General features: G+C 63.5%; 26 protein-coding genes and 1 pseudogene. 23 read left to right on the top strand and 4 right to left on the bottom strand.

Translation table 11 applies throughout. The features are described from left to right. The first annotated feature begins 165 nt into the window (after positions 1-165). From AC1D2L_RS02360 to AC1D2L_RS02350, 3 genes are all read left to right on the top strand, one after another. Positions 166-411 carry a hypothetical protein gene (locus AC1D2L_RS02360; RefSeq protein WP_476844200.1) on the top strand — a complete coding sequence of 82 codons (246 nt, stop codon included), beginning with the start codon at positions 166-168 and terminating at the stop codon, positions 409-411. After that, positions 408-713: a hypothetical protein gene (locus AC1D2L_RS02355; RefSeq protein ID WP_476844199.1), complete on the top strand. Its 306-nt coding sequence runs from the start codon at positions 408-410 to the stop codon at positions 711-713. The genes AC1D2L_RS02360 and AC1D2L_RS02355 overlap by 4 nt, the downstream gene beginning before the upstream one ends. Before the next feature lie 64 nt (positions 714-777). Beyond that, the gene (locus AC1D2L_RS02350) at positions 778-1,155 is read left to right on the top strand and encodes a c-type cytochrome (protein ID WP_476844198.1); all 378 of its coding nucleotides are present in this window, start codon (positions 778-780) and stop codon (positions 1,153-1,155) included. A gap of 194 nt (positions 1,156-1,349) precedes the next feature. On the opposite strand, the gene AC1D2L_RS02345 is transcribed toward AC1D2L_RS02350, so the two are convergent. Genes AC1D2L_RS02345 through AC1D2L_RS02335 form a run of 3 tightly spaced genes read right to left on the bottom strand, consistent with a single transcriptional unit; the run spans position 1,350 to position 3,269 of the window. After that, positions 1,350-2,267, bottom strand: coding sequence for a DUF3800 domain-containing protein (locus tag AC1D2L_RS02345; RefSeq protein ID WP_476844197.1), 918 nt, complete (start codon positions 2,265-2,267; stop codon positions 1,350-1,352). A gap of 34 nt (positions 2,268-2,301) precedes the next feature. After that, positions 2,302-2,523: a hypothetical protein gene (locus AC1D2L_RS02340; protein ID WP_476844196.1), complete on the bottom strand. Its 222-nt coding sequence runs from the start codon at positions 2,521-2,523 to the stop codon at positions 2,302-2,304. Beyond that, entirely contained in the window at positions 2,523-3,269 is a 747-nt protein-coding gene (locus AC1D2L_RS02335) for a S24 family peptidase (protein WP_476844195.1), read from the bottom strand. The genes AC1D2L_RS02340 and AC1D2L_RS02335 overlap by 1 nt, the downstream gene beginning before the upstream one ends. 96 nt (positions 3,270-3,365) lie before the next feature. Here AC1D2L_RS02335 and AC1D2L_RS02330 point away from each other — a divergent pair, with 96 nt between their 5' ends. Together AC1D2L_RS02330 and AC1D2L_RS02325 are read left to right on the top strand one after the other, a co-directional pair. Beyond that, the gene (locus tag AC1D2L_RS02330; protein WP_476844194.1) at positions 3,366-3,614 is read left to right on the top strand and encodes a hypothetical protein; all 249 of its coding nucleotides are present in this window, start codon (positions 3,366-3,368) and stop codon (positions 3,612-3,614) included. An 88-nt stretch (positions 3,615-3,702) separates the two neighbouring features. Then, the gene (locus AC1D2L_RS02325; protein ID WP_476844193.1) at positions 3,703-3,879 is read left to right on the top strand and encodes a hypothetical protein; all 177 of its coding nucleotides are present in this window, start codon (positions 3,703-3,705) and stop codon (positions 3,877-3,879) included. A gap of 5 nt (positions 3,880-3,884) precedes the next feature. On the opposite strand, the gene AC1D2L_RS02320 is transcribed toward AC1D2L_RS02325, so the two are convergent. Next, a complete protein-coding gene (locus AC1D2L_RS02320) occupies positions 3,885-4,091 on the bottom strand; it encodes a hypothetical protein (protein WP_476844192.1) in 207 nt (68 codons plus the stop codon). Positions 4,092-4,130: 39 nt separating this feature from the next. Between AC1D2L_RS02320 and AC1D2L_RS02315 the strand changes: the two genes are divergently transcribed. From AC1D2L_RS02315 to AC1D2L_RS02230, 18 genes and pseudogenes are all read left to right on the top strand, one after another. Further along, a complete protein-coding gene (locus tag AC1D2L_RS02315) occupies positions 4,131-4,658 on the top strand; it encodes a phage regulatory CII family protein (RefSeq protein WP_476844191.1) in 528 nt (175 codons plus the stop codon). Continuing rightward, positions 4,658-4,894: pseudogene (locus AC1D2L_RS02310) on the top strand (DUF2312 domain-containing protein); the annotation flags it as partial. The gene AC1D2L_RS02315 and the pseudogene AC1D2L_RS02310, both read left to right, overlap by 1 nt. A gap of 518 nt (positions 4,895-5,412) precedes the next feature. Continuing rightward, entirely contained in the window at positions 5,413-5,868 is a 456-nt protein-coding gene (locus AC1D2L_RS02305) for a hypothetical protein (RefSeq protein WP_476844190.1), read from the top strand. Then, positions 5,865-6,506 carry a GcrA family cell cycle regulator gene (locus tag AC1D2L_RS02300; RefSeq protein WP_476844189.1) on the top strand — a complete coding sequence of 214 codons (642 nt, stop codon included), beginning with the start codon at positions 5,865-5,867 and terminating at the stop codon, positions 6,504-6,506. The genes AC1D2L_RS02305 and AC1D2L_RS02300 overlap by 4 nt, the downstream gene beginning before the upstream one ends. Positions 6,507-6,732: 226 nt before the next feature. Then, a complete protein-coding gene (locus tag AC1D2L_RS02295) occupies positions 6,733-7,380 on the top strand; it encodes a methyltransferase (RefSeq protein ID WP_476844188.1) in 648 nt (215 codons plus the stop codon). After that, complete coding sequence (locus AC1D2L_RS02290; RefSeq protein ID WP_476844187.1) at positions 7,377-7,559, top strand: hypothetical protein; 183 nt, start codon at positions 7,377-7,379, stop codon at positions 7,557-7,559. Before AC1D2L_RS02295 ends, AC1D2L_RS02290 begins: the two co-directional genes overlap by 4 nt. After that, complete coding sequence (locus AC1D2L_RS02285; RefSeq protein ID WP_476844186.1) at positions 7,556-8,461, top strand: hypothetical protein; 906 nt, start codon at positions 7,556-7,558, stop codon at positions 8,459-8,461. Before AC1D2L_RS02290 ends, AC1D2L_RS02285 begins: the two co-directional genes overlap by 4 nt. Further along, complete coding sequence (locus AC1D2L_RS02280; protein ID WP_476844185.1) at positions 8,391-9,107, top strand: hypothetical protein; 717 nt, start codon at positions 8,391-8,393, stop codon at positions 9,105-9,107. The genes AC1D2L_RS02285 and AC1D2L_RS02280 overlap by 71 nt, the downstream gene beginning before the upstream one ends. Then, entirely contained in the window at positions 9,104-9,364 is a 261-nt protein-coding gene (locus AC1D2L_RS02275) for a hypothetical protein (RefSeq protein ID WP_476844184.1), read from the top strand. The genes AC1D2L_RS02280 and AC1D2L_RS02275 overlap by 4 nt, the downstream gene beginning before the upstream one ends. Then, positions 9,364-10,032, top strand: coding sequence for a transcription termination/antitermination protein NusG (gene nusG / locus AC1D2L_RS02270; protein WP_476844183.1), 669 nt, complete (start codon positions 9,364-9,366; stop codon positions 10,030-10,032). The genes AC1D2L_RS02275 and nusG overlap by 1 nt, the downstream gene beginning before the upstream one ends. A 110-nt stretch (positions 10,033-10,142) precedes the next feature. Next, positions 10,143-10,346 carry a hypothetical protein gene (locus tag AC1D2L_RS02265; RefSeq protein WP_476844182.1) on the top strand — a complete coding sequence of 68 codons (204 nt, stop codon included), beginning with the start codon at positions 10,143-10,145 and terminating at the stop codon, positions 10,344-10,346. A 290-nt stretch (positions 10,347-10,636) separates the two neighbouring features. Beyond that, positions 10,637-10,855 carry a hypothetical protein gene (locus AC1D2L_RS02260; protein WP_476844181.1) on the top strand — a complete coding sequence of 73 codons (219 nt, stop codon included), beginning with the start codon at positions 10,637-10,639 and terminating at the stop codon, positions 10,853-10,855. Between the two features lie 264 nt (positions 10,856-11,119). Continuing rightward, positions 11,120-11,761 carry a hypothetical protein gene (locus AC1D2L_RS02255; protein ID WP_476844180.1) on the top strand — a complete coding sequence of 214 codons (642 nt, stop codon included), beginning with the start codon at positions 11,120-11,122 and terminating at the stop codon, positions 11,759-11,761. Beyond that, positions 11,730-13,181 (top strand): phage terminase large subunit, encoded by a 1,452-nt coding sequence (gene terL / locus AC1D2L_RS02250; protein ID WP_476844179.1) that lies wholly within the window; start codon positions 11,730-11,732, stop codon positions 13,179-13,181. The genes AC1D2L_RS02255 and terL overlap by 32 nt, the downstream gene beginning before the upstream one ends. After that, positions 13,181-14,554 carry a DUF4055 domain-containing protein gene (locus AC1D2L_RS02245; RefSeq protein ID WP_476844178.1) on the top strand — a complete coding sequence of 458 codons (1,374 nt, stop codon included), beginning with the start codon at positions 13,181-13,183 and terminating at the stop codon, positions 14,552-14,554. The genes terL and AC1D2L_RS02245 overlap by 1 nt, the downstream gene beginning before the upstream one ends. Further along, positions 14,554-15,579 carry a minor capsid protein gene (locus AC1D2L_RS02240; RefSeq protein ID WP_476844177.1) on the top strand — a complete coding sequence of 342 codons (1,026 nt, stop codon included), beginning with the start codon at positions 14,554-14,556 and terminating at the stop codon, positions 15,577-15,579. The genes AC1D2L_RS02245 and AC1D2L_RS02240 overlap by 1 nt, the downstream gene beginning before the upstream one ends. Positions 15,580-15,588: 9 nt before the next feature. Next, positions 15,589-15,840, top strand: a complete 252-nt coding sequence (locus tag AC1D2L_RS02235; RefSeq protein ID WP_476844176.1) for a hypothetical protein — start codon at positions 15,589-15,591, stop codon at positions 15,838-15,840. A 96-nt stretch (positions 15,841-15,936) separates the two neighbouring features. After that, positions 15,937-16,746 carry a hypothetical protein gene (locus AC1D2L_RS02230; protein WP_476844175.1) on the top strand — a complete coding sequence of 270 codons (810 nt, stop codon included), beginning with the start codon at positions 15,937-15,939 and terminating at the stop codon, positions 16,744-16,746. Positions 16,747-16,799 lie beyond the last annotated feature (53 nt).

The following is a 16,799-nucleotide window of genomic DNA, read 5'->3' as shown; positions in this document are numbered from 1 at the left end:
AATGAGTCAAGCGAAATAATCGCGCTTTTCGCAAATATCTCTGTCGCAAGCCGGCGGGAGTTTTGAGGCGTCCTACAAGCGAGGGCGAGAATCCCTCTCGACTCTCATGTCGCGCTCTGCCTTAAATGAGAACACAACAGGAACAAGAAAGGCGGAGTTGCAGGGATGAGCCTGGCCTATGGGGGGAATGAGAAGCGGTCGGAACTGGCCGGATACCGTGCGATCGACATCGAGTGCGAGGAGTGTGGCAGGACCAAGCGAATGCAGCCACCAGCCATTGCCGCCGTTGTCCGAGGGGGCACGCGCACGCTGATCGGCCTGCACAACAAGCTCTACTGCTCAGCCTGCCGCGACCGCGGCCTGCAGGGCCGAAACATCAACCTTTATCCGAAGGAGAGGGACGCCAAATGAATAAGCCGTGGCATGCCGGCCGGCCAGAAGCGACGCAGATCATCGTGTTCCCGCCGCTAGGGCAGGAGGAGGCGTACACCGCGTCGAAGGAGCGCTTGGGAGCGCATCTGCGCCTAGCATTTCCGGGGATGGATTTCGAGCTATCGGATACGGGCCTCTACGACGAGGCCAGTGTCATGCCGATGTGCGGCACCGTCGGCGGCGAGGATAGCCAGATCCTGGCGCCGCCGTCGGAGATGAAGCTTCGCGCAATTGAGGCTGAGATCAACGCGTTCGACCTGACCCGAACGGGGCTGAGCTGACCAACAAAAACCCAGCGAGGGCGGGCCGTGATCGCTGTTAATGTTCTACTGCTATGACAGCAACATGATCAGACACATCAAACTGCTCGCCACATTCGCCGTTTTGGGCGCCACTCTGGCGGCGGCCCCGACGCAAGCCATGCCGGCCGACAACCAGCGCCCCGAAAACGCTGAAAGCGCGAAGGTCGGCCGAGATATCGCCAAGCGCTATTGCAGCGAATGCCACGCTATCGGCCGGACCGGGCGTAGCCCGAACCCCAAATCTCCGCGCTTCCCGTTGATCGCTGAACGCTTCCCCAACAACAACCCGGCCGGCGTCCTGATTGACGGGACGGTTGTGAGGCACCCCGGCATGCCTGAGTTCAAGATGCTCGAGCATGAGACGGACGGCCTGGTTGCCTATATCCGCCGCATCTCGCGGAAGTGGACGCCTGCTCGCTGAACTATGCAGCCCAAACAAAAAGCTCGCCGGAGAAGGCGAGGAGCGAGGGAGTCAAGGTGTCACAGTTGACGTGAATCACCGCGGGATTCACAATGTCGGTGGTGGATCGCCGGGCAACCCTAGCTGATGGTATCGTACCCCATTGGCAGCCGCGCAGCACGCTCGGAACAGAGCCGGGCTATCAGGCGGCGGTGTCAGACGGATCCGGGGTCCACCGCGAATTCCTTGTCGAACCAATAATTGCTCGGGTAGCCGAAATGACGCAAGATAACGCGTTGGTTTGACGGCACGTCAAAGTCGTTTAGCGTCTTCCACTTCGGCAACAGCTTCACGCCATAGCCACCGATTTGGTTCGTAGCGGGCGCCGCTGCCATCCTTGGCGTCAAAAGCTTCGCAAACTCAGGATTACAAGCCCCAGTATCGTGCACGTCTACTGCCTTGAAGAAAGCGCTCGCGGCGATATCAGCCAGCTTTAATCCATCTCTCAGCTCGTGCCGAAACACGTTGAAAAGTTCGTGATGCAGCACCTCGAACCGCAGGCGGCCCCAAGGCAGAAAAAGGGGAATCGCCCCGCTGCTACTCTTTAAGCGTATCCATTCATAATACGCCTGCATTTGGCTATATCGCAGGCCGCCTCTCTCACTGTATTCAAGTTTTACGTGTCTAGGCTCGCCGTATCGTTTGATTGAATCCGCATAAACGTAATCTGTTATGCGCTCCAGAAGGACGCGCGTCATCCAGCAGTAGAACCAATTGTCAGACGGGATACTAGCGGCGCGCAGGTTTTTATAGCCCTGCATGTTTTGCTTGTTTGAGATGATGACGAAAAATCGCGTTTCTGTTCCCGCGATCATCGAGCACGCAATCCGCTTGCGCTCGTCGTTTAGCTTTTGGAAATGGATATCGCGTAGTTGCCGGCTGCGGAGTGCATCGAACGTGGCTTGAATCCAGCCCGAAACGTTCGGCTCATCTCTGGCCCTGATAAGCGCGCCTGAGACAATGAACCATTCGCTTGCCCCAGGGAAAGAGCGCGGCTTGACGTGGTTGATCCCCGTGTCTCCTGCCTCATCAATGTATGCCACATAATCGTAGGACGGCGGGCCTCCCGTCATCTGATGTCCGGCCGTATGAGTTGCGATTGGCGCTTCACCTCAACTGCTCCTCGATGACCCCACGCGCGGCGGCGTAGACCTCAGCCATCTCCGGCGAGGCCGCATGACCTTCCTCAAGCAGCAACAGCGCGTGCTCATAGATCTCGCGCTCGTCCTGCTCTGAGATCAGGTGCTTGCGACGGAGCATGACGACAAGCGCCGCGAGCGTGGCCGACGAAACCAGGCCGCTTGCTGCGAGGTAGTCGACCTTGTCCATCAGATGCTCAGCCCCATCGCCTCGACATATGGAATGACGCGCAGGATCTGCTTCACGCGCTCGGCCGGGAAGCGGATCGTCTTCTCAGGATTGAGCTGAGTGACGACAACCTCCTTGCCGCCGCGCGACACCAGCGTCTTGACGAACGCCGGCCCGGGCTCTCCGTCTTCGCTGGGATAGAGCTCGACCAGGACATCGTCGCCAGGCTTCGGTCGCTGCCCATCCTCGTCGACGAAAATCGGCCAGCCAGGATAGTAGGAGCGCACCATGCTGTCGTTGCGAAGCACGACGGCGAAGGCCTTTTTGCGGCCGATAAGCCCGGCTGGGCGCTCGAGGTAGAACTGAATCTCGCCGTTTAGCCGAACGTCGCCGTCGTCTTCCGATCCGCCCATTGCGATACCGGGGACGGGTAGGTCGCGGACGCCGCCTCGCTGCGGGCTTTGCGTGAGTGGTACGCGGGCGCCGGCCACAATGGCATCAGCTCGCGCAGGCTCAGCGGGCACTTCGCCCTCTTTTGGCAGGGCCCATTCAAACCCGGGTGGCACTTCACCAAAGAATTGGGCGATCGCCTTGATCTCGTGGATCGGGACCTGCCTGCGCTTCTTAGGGTCGGCCGCTGCGAGCTCCTTCGATCTTGTCAGCTTGTCGCGCGCGATCCCTGTCGCTTCGGACAGCTTGGTCATCATGCCGCGTTGCGTGGCCTTCTCGGCCAGCCAGCGCTTAAATTCGAACTGAGGATCATCCATCGCCCGCGGACTATTTGCGGAACTCGCGAAACTTTCTATCGCGAACATCGCGAATTTCGCTTGACTTTATAATCGCGATAATCGCAAATTGCGGTCATGAGCAATGATCACCTCGACCCGGCACGTTCGATCATCCGCAAGATTGGCGTCGACACCGTCGCGACGGTCACCGGCAAGCACATCTCCCGTGTGTATCGCTGGATGTATCCGAAGGATCGCGGCGGCACGGGCGGTCTAATCCCACATAGCGACGCGTTGGTCTTGCTCGACTTTGCCAGAGCGAACGACGTCGCCCTGACGGCCGATGACTTCTTCCTGAAGCATCAACCCGAGAGGGCCGCCTGATGCCTCCGCTCGAAGGTCTCTACGGGTCGCTTGCCTGCTTCGCCGTGTCGTTCGGCATGCTGGTCGGCGTTGTCGCCGGGTGGCTCCGATGAGCGGCAAGTTCATGTCGGCGTTCCTCGCGACATCGGCCGGCTTCTTCATCGGCACCTTGCTCGCGGCCGTGGCGGAAGCCCGCCTTGATCGTCAGAGCATTGAGCGAGGCTGGATGGACCATCGCGGCTCGATCTACCTGATCGTGCCAGCCAAAGCGGTGCCCGCGCCATGACCGCGTCACTCGAACAGCGAGCCCTGACGCAATCGGCGTCGGCGGCGGTTCTTGCGGGGAGCGACGCGCTCCTCCTGATCGAGCCGCTCGCCGCGCTCATCGAAGCACAGGCCGTCGACAGGGCGGTTGTCGTTCTGAGCCGCCCTGTCGCTAACCGGCCGATTCAGCAGCGCCAGAAGCTGCCGGCCATTCATTCCCAGACCCGAAACCACTGCACGCCTCCGCAACTCACTGCCTGACCACTTGGCGGCATGCGGGCGCGTTCCGCAGCGAGATTTCCAGACAGCCTGTCCCTTTTTGAGGCCGAAATGTCGAACAGACCCGAATGGATATCGAGCGTCAAAACAGCCACGCGCTGCACGATCGCTCTCATTGGCACCCTCGATGACGCCGCCAAGGTGACGGGCATTTCGCGCTCGGTGCTGTGGCGGTGCGCTTCGGCCACCGATCCCGATGTCATCAGCCTGCCGGGCGCGATGCGCCTGATCCAGGAGACCGGGTGTCACGACATCCTTGCCGCTATGGCAGCGAGCCACGGGCTCACCGTCTCAGCAGGGGACGGCTCCGCTCCCAACTGCCTCGCCTCCGCCTTCGGCTCGGTCGCTGAGGAATTCGGAGAAGTCGCCAGCCGCGTCGGTCAGGCCATCTCCGACGGAGAGATCACTCCCAACGAGCAGAAGCACATCGCCGAGGCTTGGTCCCGGCTCGGTCGCGCCGTCTCGCAGGGGCAGGCCGCTCCGATCTCGGTTTCCATCGTTTCAAACGGAAGGGCTGCGTAATGGACGATCCAGTTCAGGGCGATCACCTCCGCTCGATTATCGAACGAATTGAGCGCCTCGAGGAGGAAAAGAAGACGATCTCCGACGACATCAAGGAGGTCTACGCCGAAGCCAAAGGCAGTGGCTATGACGTCAAGGTGCTGCGGAAGGTCGTAGCCCTTCGCAAGATGGACGCGAACGAGCGTGCCGAGTTCGAGGCGATCCTTGAACTCTACCTGGATGCCGTTGGCGATCTCGCCGACACGCCACTGGGCCGCGCCGCCGCGCCGGGTTTCTCGTCCAGCGCCACGACGATGGCGCGCTCGACCTCATCTTATCCCGATCGGGTCTCCCACTCGATGCAGACGCGACCCGGCGCGGAAGCCGGAAGCGCCGTGAGATCCGGCGCACCAGTTTCAGAGATCGCCAACCCCGTATACCTCCTCGCAGCCCAGACCGAAGGGGCGACCGGTTCAAGGCCGGAACAAGAGGCACCTGATCGCGCGGGTGGGGACGGCGAAGGCATATGCTCCGCGCAAGGTGCCGCATTCGTCACGCAGGCCGGAGCGGGAGAGGGGGCTGCAACCCTCGCTGACCCCGCGCCGGCTGCGGACGAAACGATCAAGGGCCTAGCCGCTGCGAACGCCATCGCCGCCGCCGCCATCCAGGGCACGGCCTCGCGCCCGGCGCCCAAGCACACCGGCGAAATGCCGGACATCCCGGCGTTCATGCGCCGCGCCCAGCCCGGCGCCCATCCCTCTTTCGGAGAGCAGGCATGACCAGCGACACCGCTTGGATTGAGAATGCGAGCGCCTTGTTCGCCAAGGGCACCTCCGTCACCGCCATCTGCCGCGCAGTCGGCAAGAGCGAAACGGCTGTCCGCTATCATCTCAACATCAACGGCCGCGCTGACAGGAAGCGCGAGCTAGACGTGCTCCGCAAGCTTCGCCACCGGGCCGCGATCGAGGAGGGCAAGAATATTCTGCCCCGGCCGTCGAGCCCCGCTGCCATGGCGGCGGTAGAACCCCGGCCGAAGGCCGTGATCACCCTCCCGAAGGTCAGCATCCTCGCGTCGCCGATCGACGAGGTGAAGCCTGCTTTCCGCTTCGCCCCGAAGACCTACTGCCGCGTGGAGAAGCCTGGCGTTGCTCGCTATCGCGCCAAGCACGCTGAGATGCTGCGCGCTGGCAAGGTCGCTGGCCCCGACATCATGTCGGAGTTGCACTCATGACGATGGCGCGCACAGCTCCCAGCCTGAGCGCGCTGCGCGCGAAACGCGCCGCTGCCGCCACGAATCCGCCCGCCGCGCCGAAGCCGGCGCCGGTCGTCAGTATCTGGAATGCCGAGCTCGACGAGCGGCTGCGGATACTCGCCCCCGACTACAGCGCGGCGCAGATCGCGGCGATGTTGGGCGTCTCCCGCAACGCCGTAATCGGCCGCTGCCATCGTCGGAATATCGCGCTTGCCGGCGCGCAGAAGAAAGCTGCCGCCCGGCGGGCTGAAGCCAAGCTGAGGCCGCCGCGTCGTGAGCGCAAGGTCCAGATCAAGCGCGAGAAGGACATGATCGCTCCCGATGGCGCGGACCCGTCCGTCTACATCAGCCTGGCCGAACGCCGCGAGGCCGCCATGGTCGCGCCGTCCGCAGACTGGCAGCCGGCTCGCATCGGCCTGATGGATCTCCGCGAGGACACCTGCCGCTGGCCGCTCTGGATCGGCATCGTCCCATTCTCCGAGAAATTCTACTGCGGCAGCAAGGCCCTGCCTGGCAACGCGTATTGCAGCCATTGTCATCGTCTCAGCGTCACTGCCCCCCACGTCGCCGCCGCGGTCGATCGCCGTATCGGCTTTGCCGCTGCGAGGGCAGCATGAACGTGCTCCCTATCGTCCGCGCTGCGACCCTCTGGACCCGTGAACACCGCCCAGGCGCAGAGCCCCCGAATCTGAAAGCCGTTCTCCAATGGCACGAAGAGGTCCGCGCCCTCTCCATGTTCCGCGACGAGCTCCGCGACACCAAGGAGATCGCTTGGCGGCTTGAGGCTACGGAGGCCGCTGTCTCCAACGGGATAGCGCGCGCTCGGGATAGGGAGCGAGGGCAGTGAGCCAGAACACCTCGCACGCCGTGATGGCTCAGCGCGTCGAGCCGCACGATTCGCTCGACTTCTTTCCGACGCCTCTCTGGGCGACGCGCGCGCTGTGCGAGTACATCCTGCAGGGCGACCCGAAACTCAGCGCGAAGCGCGCGTGGGAGCCGGCATGCGGGCAAGGCCATATGGCTCGGGCAATGACCGAGTATTTCGAGATGGTCTATTCGTCGGATGCTCACGACTACGGCGCCGGGGCGCAGCGCGACTTTCTGTTCCCAGGCGACGAGCCTGCATTCGATTGGATCATCACGAACCCGCCGTTCCGGCTGGCCGAGCAGTTCGCGCACACGATGATAGACCGCGCCGTCGAGGGCTGCGCCATACTCGTGCGCACGTCGTTCCTGGAAGGTATCGGCCGGTACAAGGGCCTGTTCTCGCAGCGCAAGCCGTTCGCCATCCTGCAGTTCACCGAGCGCGTGCCGATGCACAAGGGCCGCGTCGAAGAGAACGGCAGCACGGCAACGTCGTATTGCTGGATCGTCTGGACCTGCCGGCCGCATAAACCGGACGCCTCGGGGATGCCGGTCATGTGCTGGATCCCACCGTGCCGCCGCAAGCTGGAGCGGCCGGGCGACTATGCCTTGCAGGTGGCAGCATGAGCCCCATCCCCAAGCCCAACATCCCGGCCCACCTTCACGGCCTCCGGGTCCGCGTCCAGTACGAGACAGAGGTTCTAGGCCACTACGAGGCCTGCCCTGCCGCTCCTGAGCGCATCATGGTCAGGGTAGGCGGGATCATCACCATCGTGCCGGTGTCGCATATCGAGGTGCTGAAATGAGCGCTCCCTGGCTCAAATTCTATCCCTCGGACTGGCGTGCTGACCCTGCGCTGCGCATGTGCTCGATAGGTGCCCGCGGGCTCTGGATGGAAATGCTCTGCGTCATGCACGAGGCGGAGCCGCGCGGGTCCCTTCTCATCAATGGCCGCCCGCTGTCGCATCGCCAAGTCGCCAGCCTGGCCGGCGGAGCCATCGACGAGGTGGAAGGCTACCTGCAGGAACTTGAGGATGCGGGGGTCTACAGCCGCGCCGACAACGGCACGATTTTCAGCCGCCGGATGCAGCGCGATGCCGAAAAAGAAGCGTCGGATAAGGCGAACGGCGGCAAGGGCGGGAATCCTGCGCTCCGAAAGGAGAAGCAGGGGGTTAACCCCCCTCCCAACGGGGAGGATAAAGCCCAGAAGCCAGAAGCCAGAGACCAGACATCAGTAGCTGGCGCTACTGATGCTCCGCGAGAGCGCAAGCACGCCTGGCCTGACGATTTCTGCGATCAAGTCTGGGCGATCTTCCCAAAGCACGTCGAGAAGAAGGCCGGGATGGATGCGCTGAAAGCCGTCCACCGCGCCGACAAGCTCGACTGGCAGACGCTCTCCAACGCGATCACCAGCCTCGCCGCGACCTGCGATCCGCAGTTCGTCCCGGCGCTCCACCGATGGCTGAAAGGCGAGCGCTGGACCGACCAACGCCCACTCGCCAAGCCCGGCGCCGGCCCGCCACAGCGCCGCACCTTCGGGCAGCTAGCCGCCGAATCCGCCGCCGAAGCAGCAGGATACCCCAATGACCAGCACAGCGATCACCAAGCAGACGACCACCGCGGCCCGACCCTCGACCTTGAGCCTGACCGCTCAGGGGCGGATCTCGTCGATCTTCAATCGCATCGTGCCGGTCGGGGCGGGTGGTGAGATCGCCGAGGCGCAGGCGCCGACGGACGGCGAGCGGCAGTTTCTCGCAACGCGGCTGGATGGGCTGCGCGCTGCCATGATCTCCGCCGAGCGCCCCGTGATCCAAACGCTGGTCGGCTCGTTACTCGCTGGCTACCCGGTCGGGCGCGGACACCGCGACGATGTTGACGCCGTGATGCGGATGTTCGTGCAGTCCCTGTCCGGTCTCCCGGGTTGGGCGATCTCGGCAGCCTGCTCGGCTTGGAACCGCGGTGAGGCAGGAGGCAAGAACACCAGCTTCGCGCCGGCGCCGCCCGACCTTCGCGACCTCGCTCTCAAGGCCTGCCTCGAGTTCCAGCGTGAGCAGCACATGATAGGCTCTATCCTGAGAGCCGAGGTCATTCCCGAGCGAGAGAGTGACGAGACGCGCGAGGCAGTCGTTGCGCGCGTCCGTTCGTTCGCCGCCACGATTGGCGAGCCTGAGAAGCCCGCACCCGTCGAGCCCGCAGAGGATTTCGACGCTTGGGAGGCCCGCACCAAGGCCGGTCTTCGCGCGGCGGCCCTCACGCTCTCCACCGAAGCCATCCGTGCCTTGTCCCCCATGCTCACCGACGCCGAGGTCGAGGCGCTGCGTAACCCGCCCCAGAAGACGGATCGCGCAGCATGACGAAATGGGCAGAGGAATCCCGGCGGATCATCGGCGAGGTGCACGCGCGCCTGCCGCCCGACGCCACGATCGAGCAGCGCAAGGCCGCGATCAAAGCCGCCTATCCGTTCGGAGAGCGAAGCCGCTGGCCATACGAGGCATGGCTGAAAGCCCAGCGGAACTACCTCCGGCAGTTCGGAGCCCGGCCTGTCGTCAGCGTCCAGCGATCGCCAATGGAACGGATGATGGCGAAATCGAATACGCAGAGGATTGCCTGATGGCCCGCAAGAAGAAGCGCCCGCGTCCCGCCCCTGAGATCGAGATCATCGAGACGCTGCAGCCCGCTCCGTCCGATCTCGACTTCGGCACGAAGGAACGCCCGGTTCACTGGTATCTGGTCTGGACGACGCCGCGCGGCGAGGCGAGGGCGGCCGACGCGCTGAAGGAGGCCGGATGTCAGGTCTTCTGGCCTCACTTCGAGCGCATCATCCGCCGGAAGAAGAAGCCTGAGATCAAGAACCTCATCTCGACGTACCCGCGCTATCTGTTCGCGGCCGGTCTCCCGTCACTCGCGCGGCGCCTGACCATCGTCGGGCCCGATGGCCGTTCCGGCATCACCATCGACGGCCGGCCGATTGACGACATCCGCCAACTCGAGGGCGTGGTCGCTGTCGTCAGCAATGCCCGCGGCTGGTGCAGCGTGCCCGGCGCGGCCATCGCGCGCGTCGCTGCATATCAGGGTGCCGAGGCCCGGCCGGTCGAACCGCCACCGGCATCCAAGCCGATCCAGCCCGGCGACACCGTCACCATCATCGAGGGCCCGTTCAAGCACTTCCAGGCGACCGTCGTGGAAGCGATCGGCCTCGACGCGGCCCGCGTTCTGATCGATATTTTTGGGCGCCAGACCGCCGCAGAATTTGACCTTGCGCAAATCAAAGCAGCCTAGGCGCCCGTGGCAGATTCAGATCGCGGCGATGCTGGCAAGAGAAGAGCGAACGTGTATTCATCTAAGGCATGACTGAATCAGCCCCAGACCTTTGCCTCGTCCGCGTCTCGATGACCGATAATCTCGTCGGGAACGAGCCTGCATTCCAGTTGTGGGTCGCGGCGGTGCCGCGGGAACAGGCTGTCGCAGCGGTTTTGGAAAGAGTTCCGAGCCACTACACAGCCGAACTGACGGAGGATTTCGTTAGCCTGCAGCTCACGGAGCGCCTCGGCTTGAAGGCCGGAGACGTGTGCGAACTCAGCTCCGCCACCTGAGCGCATTGGTGTCGCTTGCACATTGCACCGGAAGCTGGCATAACCGATTCACGGTTTGTTCGGTAGTGTGATCGTCGCTCCGGCGGCTTGTATCTCACGAACCCCGCGCTGGCATTCCCAGCCGCGTGCGAAGCTTTGCCCGGCGACTGCGGATGTACCAGCGCCAAGGCGACAGGAGCCCGGCCTTTGCAGGTCGGGCTTTCGCTTATCGAGATCAAGGCGGGGAACCGCCTCGTCGACAGGTCGTTAAATCCAGTTGTGCCTTTTGGCTCGCGATCTGGACTAACGACATGGCACCGCATGAGCTGCCGCCTAAGCCACTCACATACTCCTTGCACGGGGTAGTCGACGGCAAGGATCTGCATATCACCGGGATCGAGGACGCCCTCCGTGCCGTCAACAGTTATCGGGATGTAGTCGGGAGCGGAAAAGTCGGCGCGCTCAGGATTCTCTATGGTGAAGAGCAGATTACCGTCGAGCAACTGCGGCGCCTGGCTGGCAAGCGGTAGGCGCTGAAGCCCGGTCCTCGCGATCGGGCTTTTTGCTACCCGCCTTTGTAGCGGGCGGCCTCGCGCCAGAGTGCAATTGCCTGCGTCCGGCTCCGCCCTGTCACCTCAATCCTGTGGCCCATGTATTCCCCCGATGCGACCCATACGGATTTCGAGCGCTGATGAACGCTCATCTGGGTGTCGCGGTCCCACACTTTGACTGTGACATCGCTAGTCATCGCCGCATCCCCCAGGGCACATTTGTGCGCACATTCGAAATTGAGCATGTCGGCAGTTGATTGGGAAGCGATCGAGCGTGAATACCGCGCCGGTCAGTTGTCCGTCTCCGAGATCGCGCGTCAGCAGGGCGTAAGCCACACCGCGATCAACAAGCGCGCAAAGAAAGAGGGATGGACCCGCAACCTGGCCCACAAGGTCAGGCAGGAGGTTTCAGCCCGGCTGGTTTCACCAGAGGTTTCAGCGAGCAACGCGCGGCAGGCAATTGAAACCGCAGCGGCCCGCGGCGTTGAACTCGTTCGGCAGCATCAGTCATCGTTGGGCCGGGCGAACCGCATCGCTGAAACCCTGATGGCCGAACTCGAACGCGGCTGCGATCGCATCGAAGAGATCGAGGCGGCGATCGACGACGAGACATCAGAGGACGCCAATTCCAATCGCCGCAACGCCATGTTGAAGGCGGTCAGTCTCCCGACCCGAGCGGCAACGCTGCGCGAACTCTCGCAGGCCCTGAAGAACCTGATCCCGCTCGAGCGCCAGGCATTCAGCCTCGACGACAGCGGCAGCGACGAGCCCGCAACGAAATCCGATGTCCGTTCAGCCCTCGCCAACCTCAGTCAAGGCCAACGCGATCAGCTACGGACCATCGCTGAATCCCTTGCTACAGGATCCGTCGTCGCTCCTGCGTGAGCTTGATCGGGTCGACTGCGAGGAAAGCCTTGCCGGGTTCATTCGCCGGGCATGGCACGTCATCGAGCCCGGCCAGCCCTATGTCCACGGCTGGCATATCGACGCCATCTCTGCCCACCTCGAGGCGATCACGGCCGGTGAGATATCGCGCCTCCTGATCAACGTCCCGCCGGGCACCATGAAGAGCCTGGCAACGTCGGTGTTCTGGCCCGCATGGGAGTGGGGGCCGAAGAACAGGCCCTCGACCCGATACGTCGCCGCATCGCACGCGCAGAAGCTGGCGATCCGAGACAACCTTCGCACCCGGCGCCTCGTCGCCAGCGAGTGGTATCAGTCGCTCTGGGGTGATCGCGTCACGCTGACGCGAGACCAGAACGTCAAGGAGAAGTTCGAGAACGAGGCGACAGGCATCCGCGAGGCGGTTGCTGCCGGCTCAATCACCGGCGCCCGCGGCGATCGCGTCATCATCGACGATCCACTGTCGGTTGAGGATGCGGGTTCGGAAGCCGTCAGGAACTCCGTCAACGAATGGTTCCTCGAGGCGGTGCCAACCCGCCTGAACAACCCCGATCGTTCCGCGATCATCGTCATCATGCAGCGCCTGCACGAGAACGATATCTCCGGCCTGATCATGGCTCGCGACCTTGGGTACGAGCATCTGATGCTCCCCATGGAATTCGAGCCCGAGCGCAAATGCGTGACGGGCATCGGGTTCAGCGATCCCCGCCATGAGGATGGCGAACTACTATTCGAGGCCCGCTTCCCTCGCTCCGTCGTAGAACGCGACAAGAAGGTGATGGGCTCATACGCCACGGCTGGGCAGTTCCAGCAGCGCCCGGTGCCCCGCGAAGGCGGCATGTTCAAGCGCTCGTGGTTCGCTGACAAGTTCATCGGCGCGGCGCCCGTAGGCACCCGCTGGGTTCGGCATTGGGATCTCGCGGCAACCGCGAAGAGCAGCGCCGCGCGAACCGCTGGCGTGAAGCTCGGCAAGGCCCCGGATGGCTCGTTCATCGTCGGCCATGTCGAGATGACGCAGTCAGAGGGCAACGAGGTCCGCAAGCTGATCAAGGCCACGGCCGAGACCGACGGCGTCAACGTGCAGATCAGCCTGCCGCAGGACCCCGGCCAGGCCGGCAAGGTTCAGAGCAAGGACATGATCGCCATGCTCGCCGGCTACCGCGCCCACGCGGAACCGGAGACCGGCGATAAAATCACGCGGGCCGAGCCGTTCGCCGCTCAATGCGAGGCCGGCAACGTCTACCTCATCCGCGGGGACTGGAATGAAGCCTACCTCGATGAGCTCTGCCTGTTTCCGGGGGGTTCTTTCAAGGATCAGGTCGACGCCTCGTCGGGCGCATTCGGGCGGTTGGTAGGCCGGCAATCTTCTACGCAGACCACCACAGTCAAGGGCCTTTACTGATGGCGGTCGACACGCAGCATCCCGATTACTCAGACCGCAAGGCCGAATGGTCGATGATGCGGGACTGTGCCCGCGGCTCGAAGGACGTGACCGGGCGCGGCGAGCACTACCTGCCGATGCCCTCGGGCTTCCGCGTTCAGGAAGACGGCGGCCGTGCGATGTATACCGCCTATTCGACCCGCGCGCAGTTCCCCGACATTCTTGCACCGACGATCGGCGGCATGGTCGGCGTGATCCATCGCACTGAAGCCCAGATCACCATGCCCAAGGCGATGGAAGGGCTATGGGAGCGCGCTACAAAGGACGGCCTAACGCTTGAGGCGCTGCACCGCCGCGTCACCGCGGAGTTGCTCCTGATCGGACGATACTGCCTCATGGCCGATGCGTCGGCGACTGGCAGCGACCTTCCATGGCTTGCAGGCTATTCGGCCGAGGCTCTTATCAACTGGGATGCCACCCGCGACTTCTTCGTGCTCGACGAGAGCGGCCCGATCCGCGATGGCTTCAACTGGACAGAAGAGCGGAAATTCCGCGTCCTCAGCTTGACCAAGGATGGCCAGTATCAGGCTCAGGTCTACGAGGGCACTGTCGAGGCCGGCGACCCGCTGACGCCAACGGCGCGGGGCGGTAGGCCGCTCGATGTCATCCCGCTGACGGTCATCGGGGCCCGTGACCTGTCGCTGACGCCCGACGAACCGCCGCTGATCGGCGTTGCCCGGTCCTCGCTCGCGCTCTATCGGCTCGACGCCGATTATCGCCACCAGCTCTACATGACCGGGCAGGAGACGCTCGTCATCATCAACGGGGACGCCCCCAGCGCCGTCGGCGCGGGCGTGGTTCTCACCCTGCGTGGCGACGAAGGGAATCGCCCCGACGCGAAGTATGTCGGCCCTGCCGGCACAGGGATCGCGGCGCACCGCCTCGCGATTCAGGATGAGCGCGATGCGGCGGTGGCCGCTGGCGCCCGCATCTTCGACAGCGCGCAGAAATCCGCCGAGAGTGGCGAGGCCCTGCGGCTTCGCTATGCAGCTCAGACGGCGACCCTGACAACAATCGCCCAGGCCAGCGCGGCCGGGCTTGAGAAGGCCCTGCGCTATGTCGCGCTGATGATCGGGGCTGACCCGCAGGAAGTCATCGTCAAGCCGAACCTGAAGTTCGTCGAGGCGACGATGTCCCCGCAGGAAGCGGCCGATCTCGTGAAGGTCTGGCAGGCCGGCGTGATCTCGAAGCAGACGCTCTATGAGAACCTGCAGCGCGGCGAGGTCGCCTCCGCCGAGCGAGATTTCCAACAGGAGGAAGATCTCATTGAGGTCGAGATGCCAGCTGGCCTGATTGACCGCTCGGAAGAAGATCTCGATTCGGTCACAGCCTGATGGCGACGGCAACCGAGCGTTTGTTCGATCTCGATGTCCAACATCAGATCGGGCTGGCCAGATATTCGACCGCCACAGTGCGGAAGATGCGGGCCTTGCTCGATCGCGTCGACCGTGACCTTCAAGACCAGATTAGGGCCTTGTCGTGGGAGGAAGTCGAGAGGCAGAGCGCCAAGGTTAAGCGGCTCGACAAGCTGATCGAAGGCATCCGCGTCACGCTGTCCGAAGCAAACGGCGTGGTGATGAAGTCGCTCACCAAAGACCTGAACGAACTGGCCGCTTATGAGGCCGAGTTTCAGGGGAGCATCATCAAGCGCGTTTCGTCTGAGGTCGCTACTGGTTTCACCGTCCAACCGACTGCCGAGCAGCTGAAAGCCGCGGTTCATTCCCGCCCATTCCAGGGCAGAATTTTGAGGGAGTGGAGCAAGGATTGGGACGCTGCCTCGTTTCGCCGGGTCCGTGACAGCATCCGCATTTCCTTCATCGAAGGCGAGAGCACCGAGACTGCGATCCGCCGCATTCGAGGCACGCGGTCGCTGGGGTATCGCGACGGCATACTGGAGATCAGCAAGCGCGGCGCCGAAACTCTTGTTAGGACCGCTATCGCGCACACCGCGAACGCCTCGAAAGAAGCTTTCTTCGCCGCGAACCCAAATGCCATCCAAGGCGTGGTATATTCTGCCGTGCTCGACGCGAGGACAACGCTTCGCTGCGCCTCACTCCACGGCAAGATGTTCCCCGTTGGAAAGGGGCCGCGGCCTCCGCAGCACTGCAACTGCCGATCGACGACATATGCGTGCCTGCCCGGCGACGACCCGGCCAAAGAGGAAAGCTACTCGACTTGGCTCAGGCGTCAGCCTGCGGAAGTGCAGGACGATGCGTTGGGCAAGACGAAGGGCCAGCTTTTCCGGCGTGGCGGTCTCGAAATCGAGAAATTCATCGACGCATCGGGCAAGGGCTATACCTTGGACCAACTTCGTCAGCGCGAGAGCGCGGCGTTTGAAAAGGCGGGGCTGATCGCGTAAGGTAACGGGGTGTCAGACACTCCCCGGCGATTTGCGGTGATCGAAGGCGGCGGGAAGCCGAAACGCTACCGCGCGCCTAAGCCCGGTCGCATGGAGCTGCTCACCTGCCATATCTGCGAGCAGGACACTGGCGTCAGCTCGACAATGACCATGGCCGTCAAGATGGGCGTCTTCCTAAAGGATGGCGCGCCGGTCGGCGGCACGAAAGCAATCGTCTGCGCCGTCTGCCTCGCTCGCGGCAAGACCACGGTCCTAATCTGATCTGACGCTCGTCGTCAGCACTGCAACCCGCCCGGCACTCGCCAGGCGGGCTTTTCTGCGCCCGCGAGGCGGGCCACACCACCAGGAGAACGGCCGATGGCCCTCAAGACGATCGTTGAACGCTTGGACGATGTCCCGGCGGCGCTTCATGCCGAGTACAAGGAACAGGATGGCAAGTTCGTCCTCGACATCGACGGGATCGACAATCACCCGTCTGTCGTGAACCTCAAGACTGCGCATGAGCGCACCAAGGCGGATCGCACCAAATTCAGCACCGACCTCGCTGCGGCGCGTGCCCGGCTGGAAGGCCTGCCCGAAGATTTCAGCGCCGAGGAATACGAGCGCCTGAAGGCGCAGGCTGAAGGCAAGGACCCGCCGAAGACCGACGAGCAGGTTGCTCGCGTTCGCGAGCAGCTGGAGCGCAAGCACAACGGCGAGCTTGGCAAGAAGGACGAGCGCATCGGCCTGCTTGAATCCCAGATCCGGCGCACGACCATCGACGACGGTTTGATGCGCGCGCTGGTCGAGGCGAACGTCTCCAAGGAATACCTCGCCGCCGCGAAAGCCCTCCTCAAGGACAAGGGCGTCGTGAAGCTGGTCGAGGATGAAGGCCAGTTCCAGGCAGTCGTCGAGACCGACATGGGCCCGATGGCACTGAGCAAGTTCGTCACCGACTGGACCGGCTCGGATGAGGGCAAGGTCTTCGTCGCCAAGCCCACGGGCGGCGACGCCAAGGGCGGTAATGGCCGCTCCGGCGAGGCCAATCCCTGGGCCAAGGACACCCGCAACATGACCGAGCAGGGCCGCATCCTCAAGGCCGACAAGGTCAAGGCCGAACGCATGATGCGGGCTGCTGGCCTCCCCGACATCGATATCGATCGCGCCGTCGGACGGCGCGCTGCCTAACCACGGGCGATGCCCGAACCTAACCGCAGCCGTGCCGATGGCCGGCTGATTTC

It is taken from the genome of Allobosea sp. P1_B10, from assembly GCF_056406735.1.
Note: the sequence above shows the minus strand (reverse complement) of the source record. Positions and strands in the feature narration are given on the sequence as shown.

Excerpts from the sequence above, each read along its gene's own strand:
- AC1D2L_RS02360 (WP_476844200.1), top strand. The coding sequence starts at position 166 with ATGAGCCTGGCCTATGGGGGGAATGAGAAGCGGTCGGAACTGGCCGGA.
- AC1D2L_RS02355 (WP_476844199.1), top strand. The coding sequence starts at position 408 with ATGAATAAGCCGTGGCATGCCGGCCGGCCAGAAGCGACGCAGATCATC.
- AC1D2L_RS02350 (WP_476844198.1), top strand. The coding sequence starts at position 778 with ATGATCAGACACATCAAACTGCTCGCCACATTCGCCGTTTTGGGCGCC.
- AC1D2L_RS02345 (WP_476844197.1), bottom strand. The coding sequence starts at position 2,267 with ATGACGGGAGGCCCGCCGTCCTACGATTATGTGGCATACATTGATGAG.
- AC1D2L_RS02340 (WP_476844196.1), bottom strand. The coding sequence starts at position 2,523 with ATGGACAAGGTCGACTACCTCGCAGCAAGCGGCCTGGTTTCGTCGGCC.
- AC1D2L_RS02335 (WP_476844195.1), bottom strand. The coding sequence starts at position 3,269 with ATGGATGATCCTCAGTTCGAATTTAAGCGCTGGCTGGCCGAGAAGGCC.
- AC1D2L_RS02330 (WP_476844194.1), top strand. The coding sequence starts at position 3,366 with ATGAGCAATGATCACCTCGACCCGGCACGTTCGATCATCCGCAAGATT.
- AC1D2L_RS02325 (WP_476844193.1), top strand. The coding sequence starts at position 3,703 with ATGAGCGGCAAGTTCATGTCGGCGTTCCTCGCGACATCGGCCGGCTTC.
- AC1D2L_RS02315 (WP_476844191.1), top strand. The coding sequence starts at position 4,131 with ATGCGGGCGCGTTCCGCAGCGAGATTTCCAGACAGCCTGTCCCTTTTT.
- AC1D2L_RS02305 (WP_476844190.1), top strand. The coding sequence starts at position 5,413 with ATGACCAGCGACACCGCTTGGATTGAGAATGCGAGCGCCTTGTTCGCC.
- AC1D2L_RS02300 (WP_476844189.1), top strand. The coding sequence starts at position 5,865 with ATGACGATGGCGCGCACAGCTCCCAGCCTGAGCGCGCTGCGCGCGAAA.
- AC1D2L_RS02290 (WP_476844187.1), top strand. The coding sequence starts at position 7,377 with ATGAGCCCCATCCCCAAGCCCAACATCCCGGCCCACCTTCACGGCCTC.
- AC1D2L_RS02285 (WP_476844186.1), top strand. The coding sequence starts at position 7,556 with ATGAGCGCTCCCTGGCTCAAATTCTATCCCTCGGACTGGCGTGCTGAC.
- AC1D2L_RS02275 (WP_476844184.1), top strand. The coding sequence starts at position 9,104 with ATGACGAAATGGGCAGAGGAATCCCGGCGGATCATCGGCGAGGTGCAC.
- nusG (WP_476844183.1), top strand. The coding sequence starts at position 9,364 with ATGGCCCGCAAGAAGAAGCGCCCGCGTCCCGCCCCTGAGATCGAGATC.
- AC1D2L_RS02265 (WP_476844182.1), top strand. The coding sequence starts at position 10,143 with ATGACCGATAATCTCGTCGGGAACGAGCCTGCATTCCAGTTGTGGGTC.
- AC1D2L_RS02260 (WP_476844181.1), top strand. The coding sequence starts at position 10,637 with ATGGCACCGCATGAGCTGCCGCCTAAGCCACTCACATACTCCTTGCAC.
- AC1D2L_RS02255 (WP_476844180.1), top strand. The coding sequence starts at position 11,120 with ATGTCGGCAGTTGATTGGGAAGCGATCGAGCGTGAATACCGCGCCGGT.
- AC1D2L_RS02245 (WP_476844178.1), top strand. The coding sequence starts at position 13,181 with ATGGCGGTCGACACGCAGCATCCCGATTACTCAGACCGCAAGGCCGAA.
- AC1D2L_RS02240 (WP_476844177.1), top strand. The coding sequence starts at position 14,554 with ATGGCGACGGCAACCGAGCGTTTGTTCGATCTCGATGTCCAACATCAG.
- AC1D2L_RS02230 (WP_476844175.1), top strand. The coding sequence starts at position 15,937 with ATGGCCCTCAAGACGATCGTTGAACGCTTGGACGATGTCCCGGCGGCG.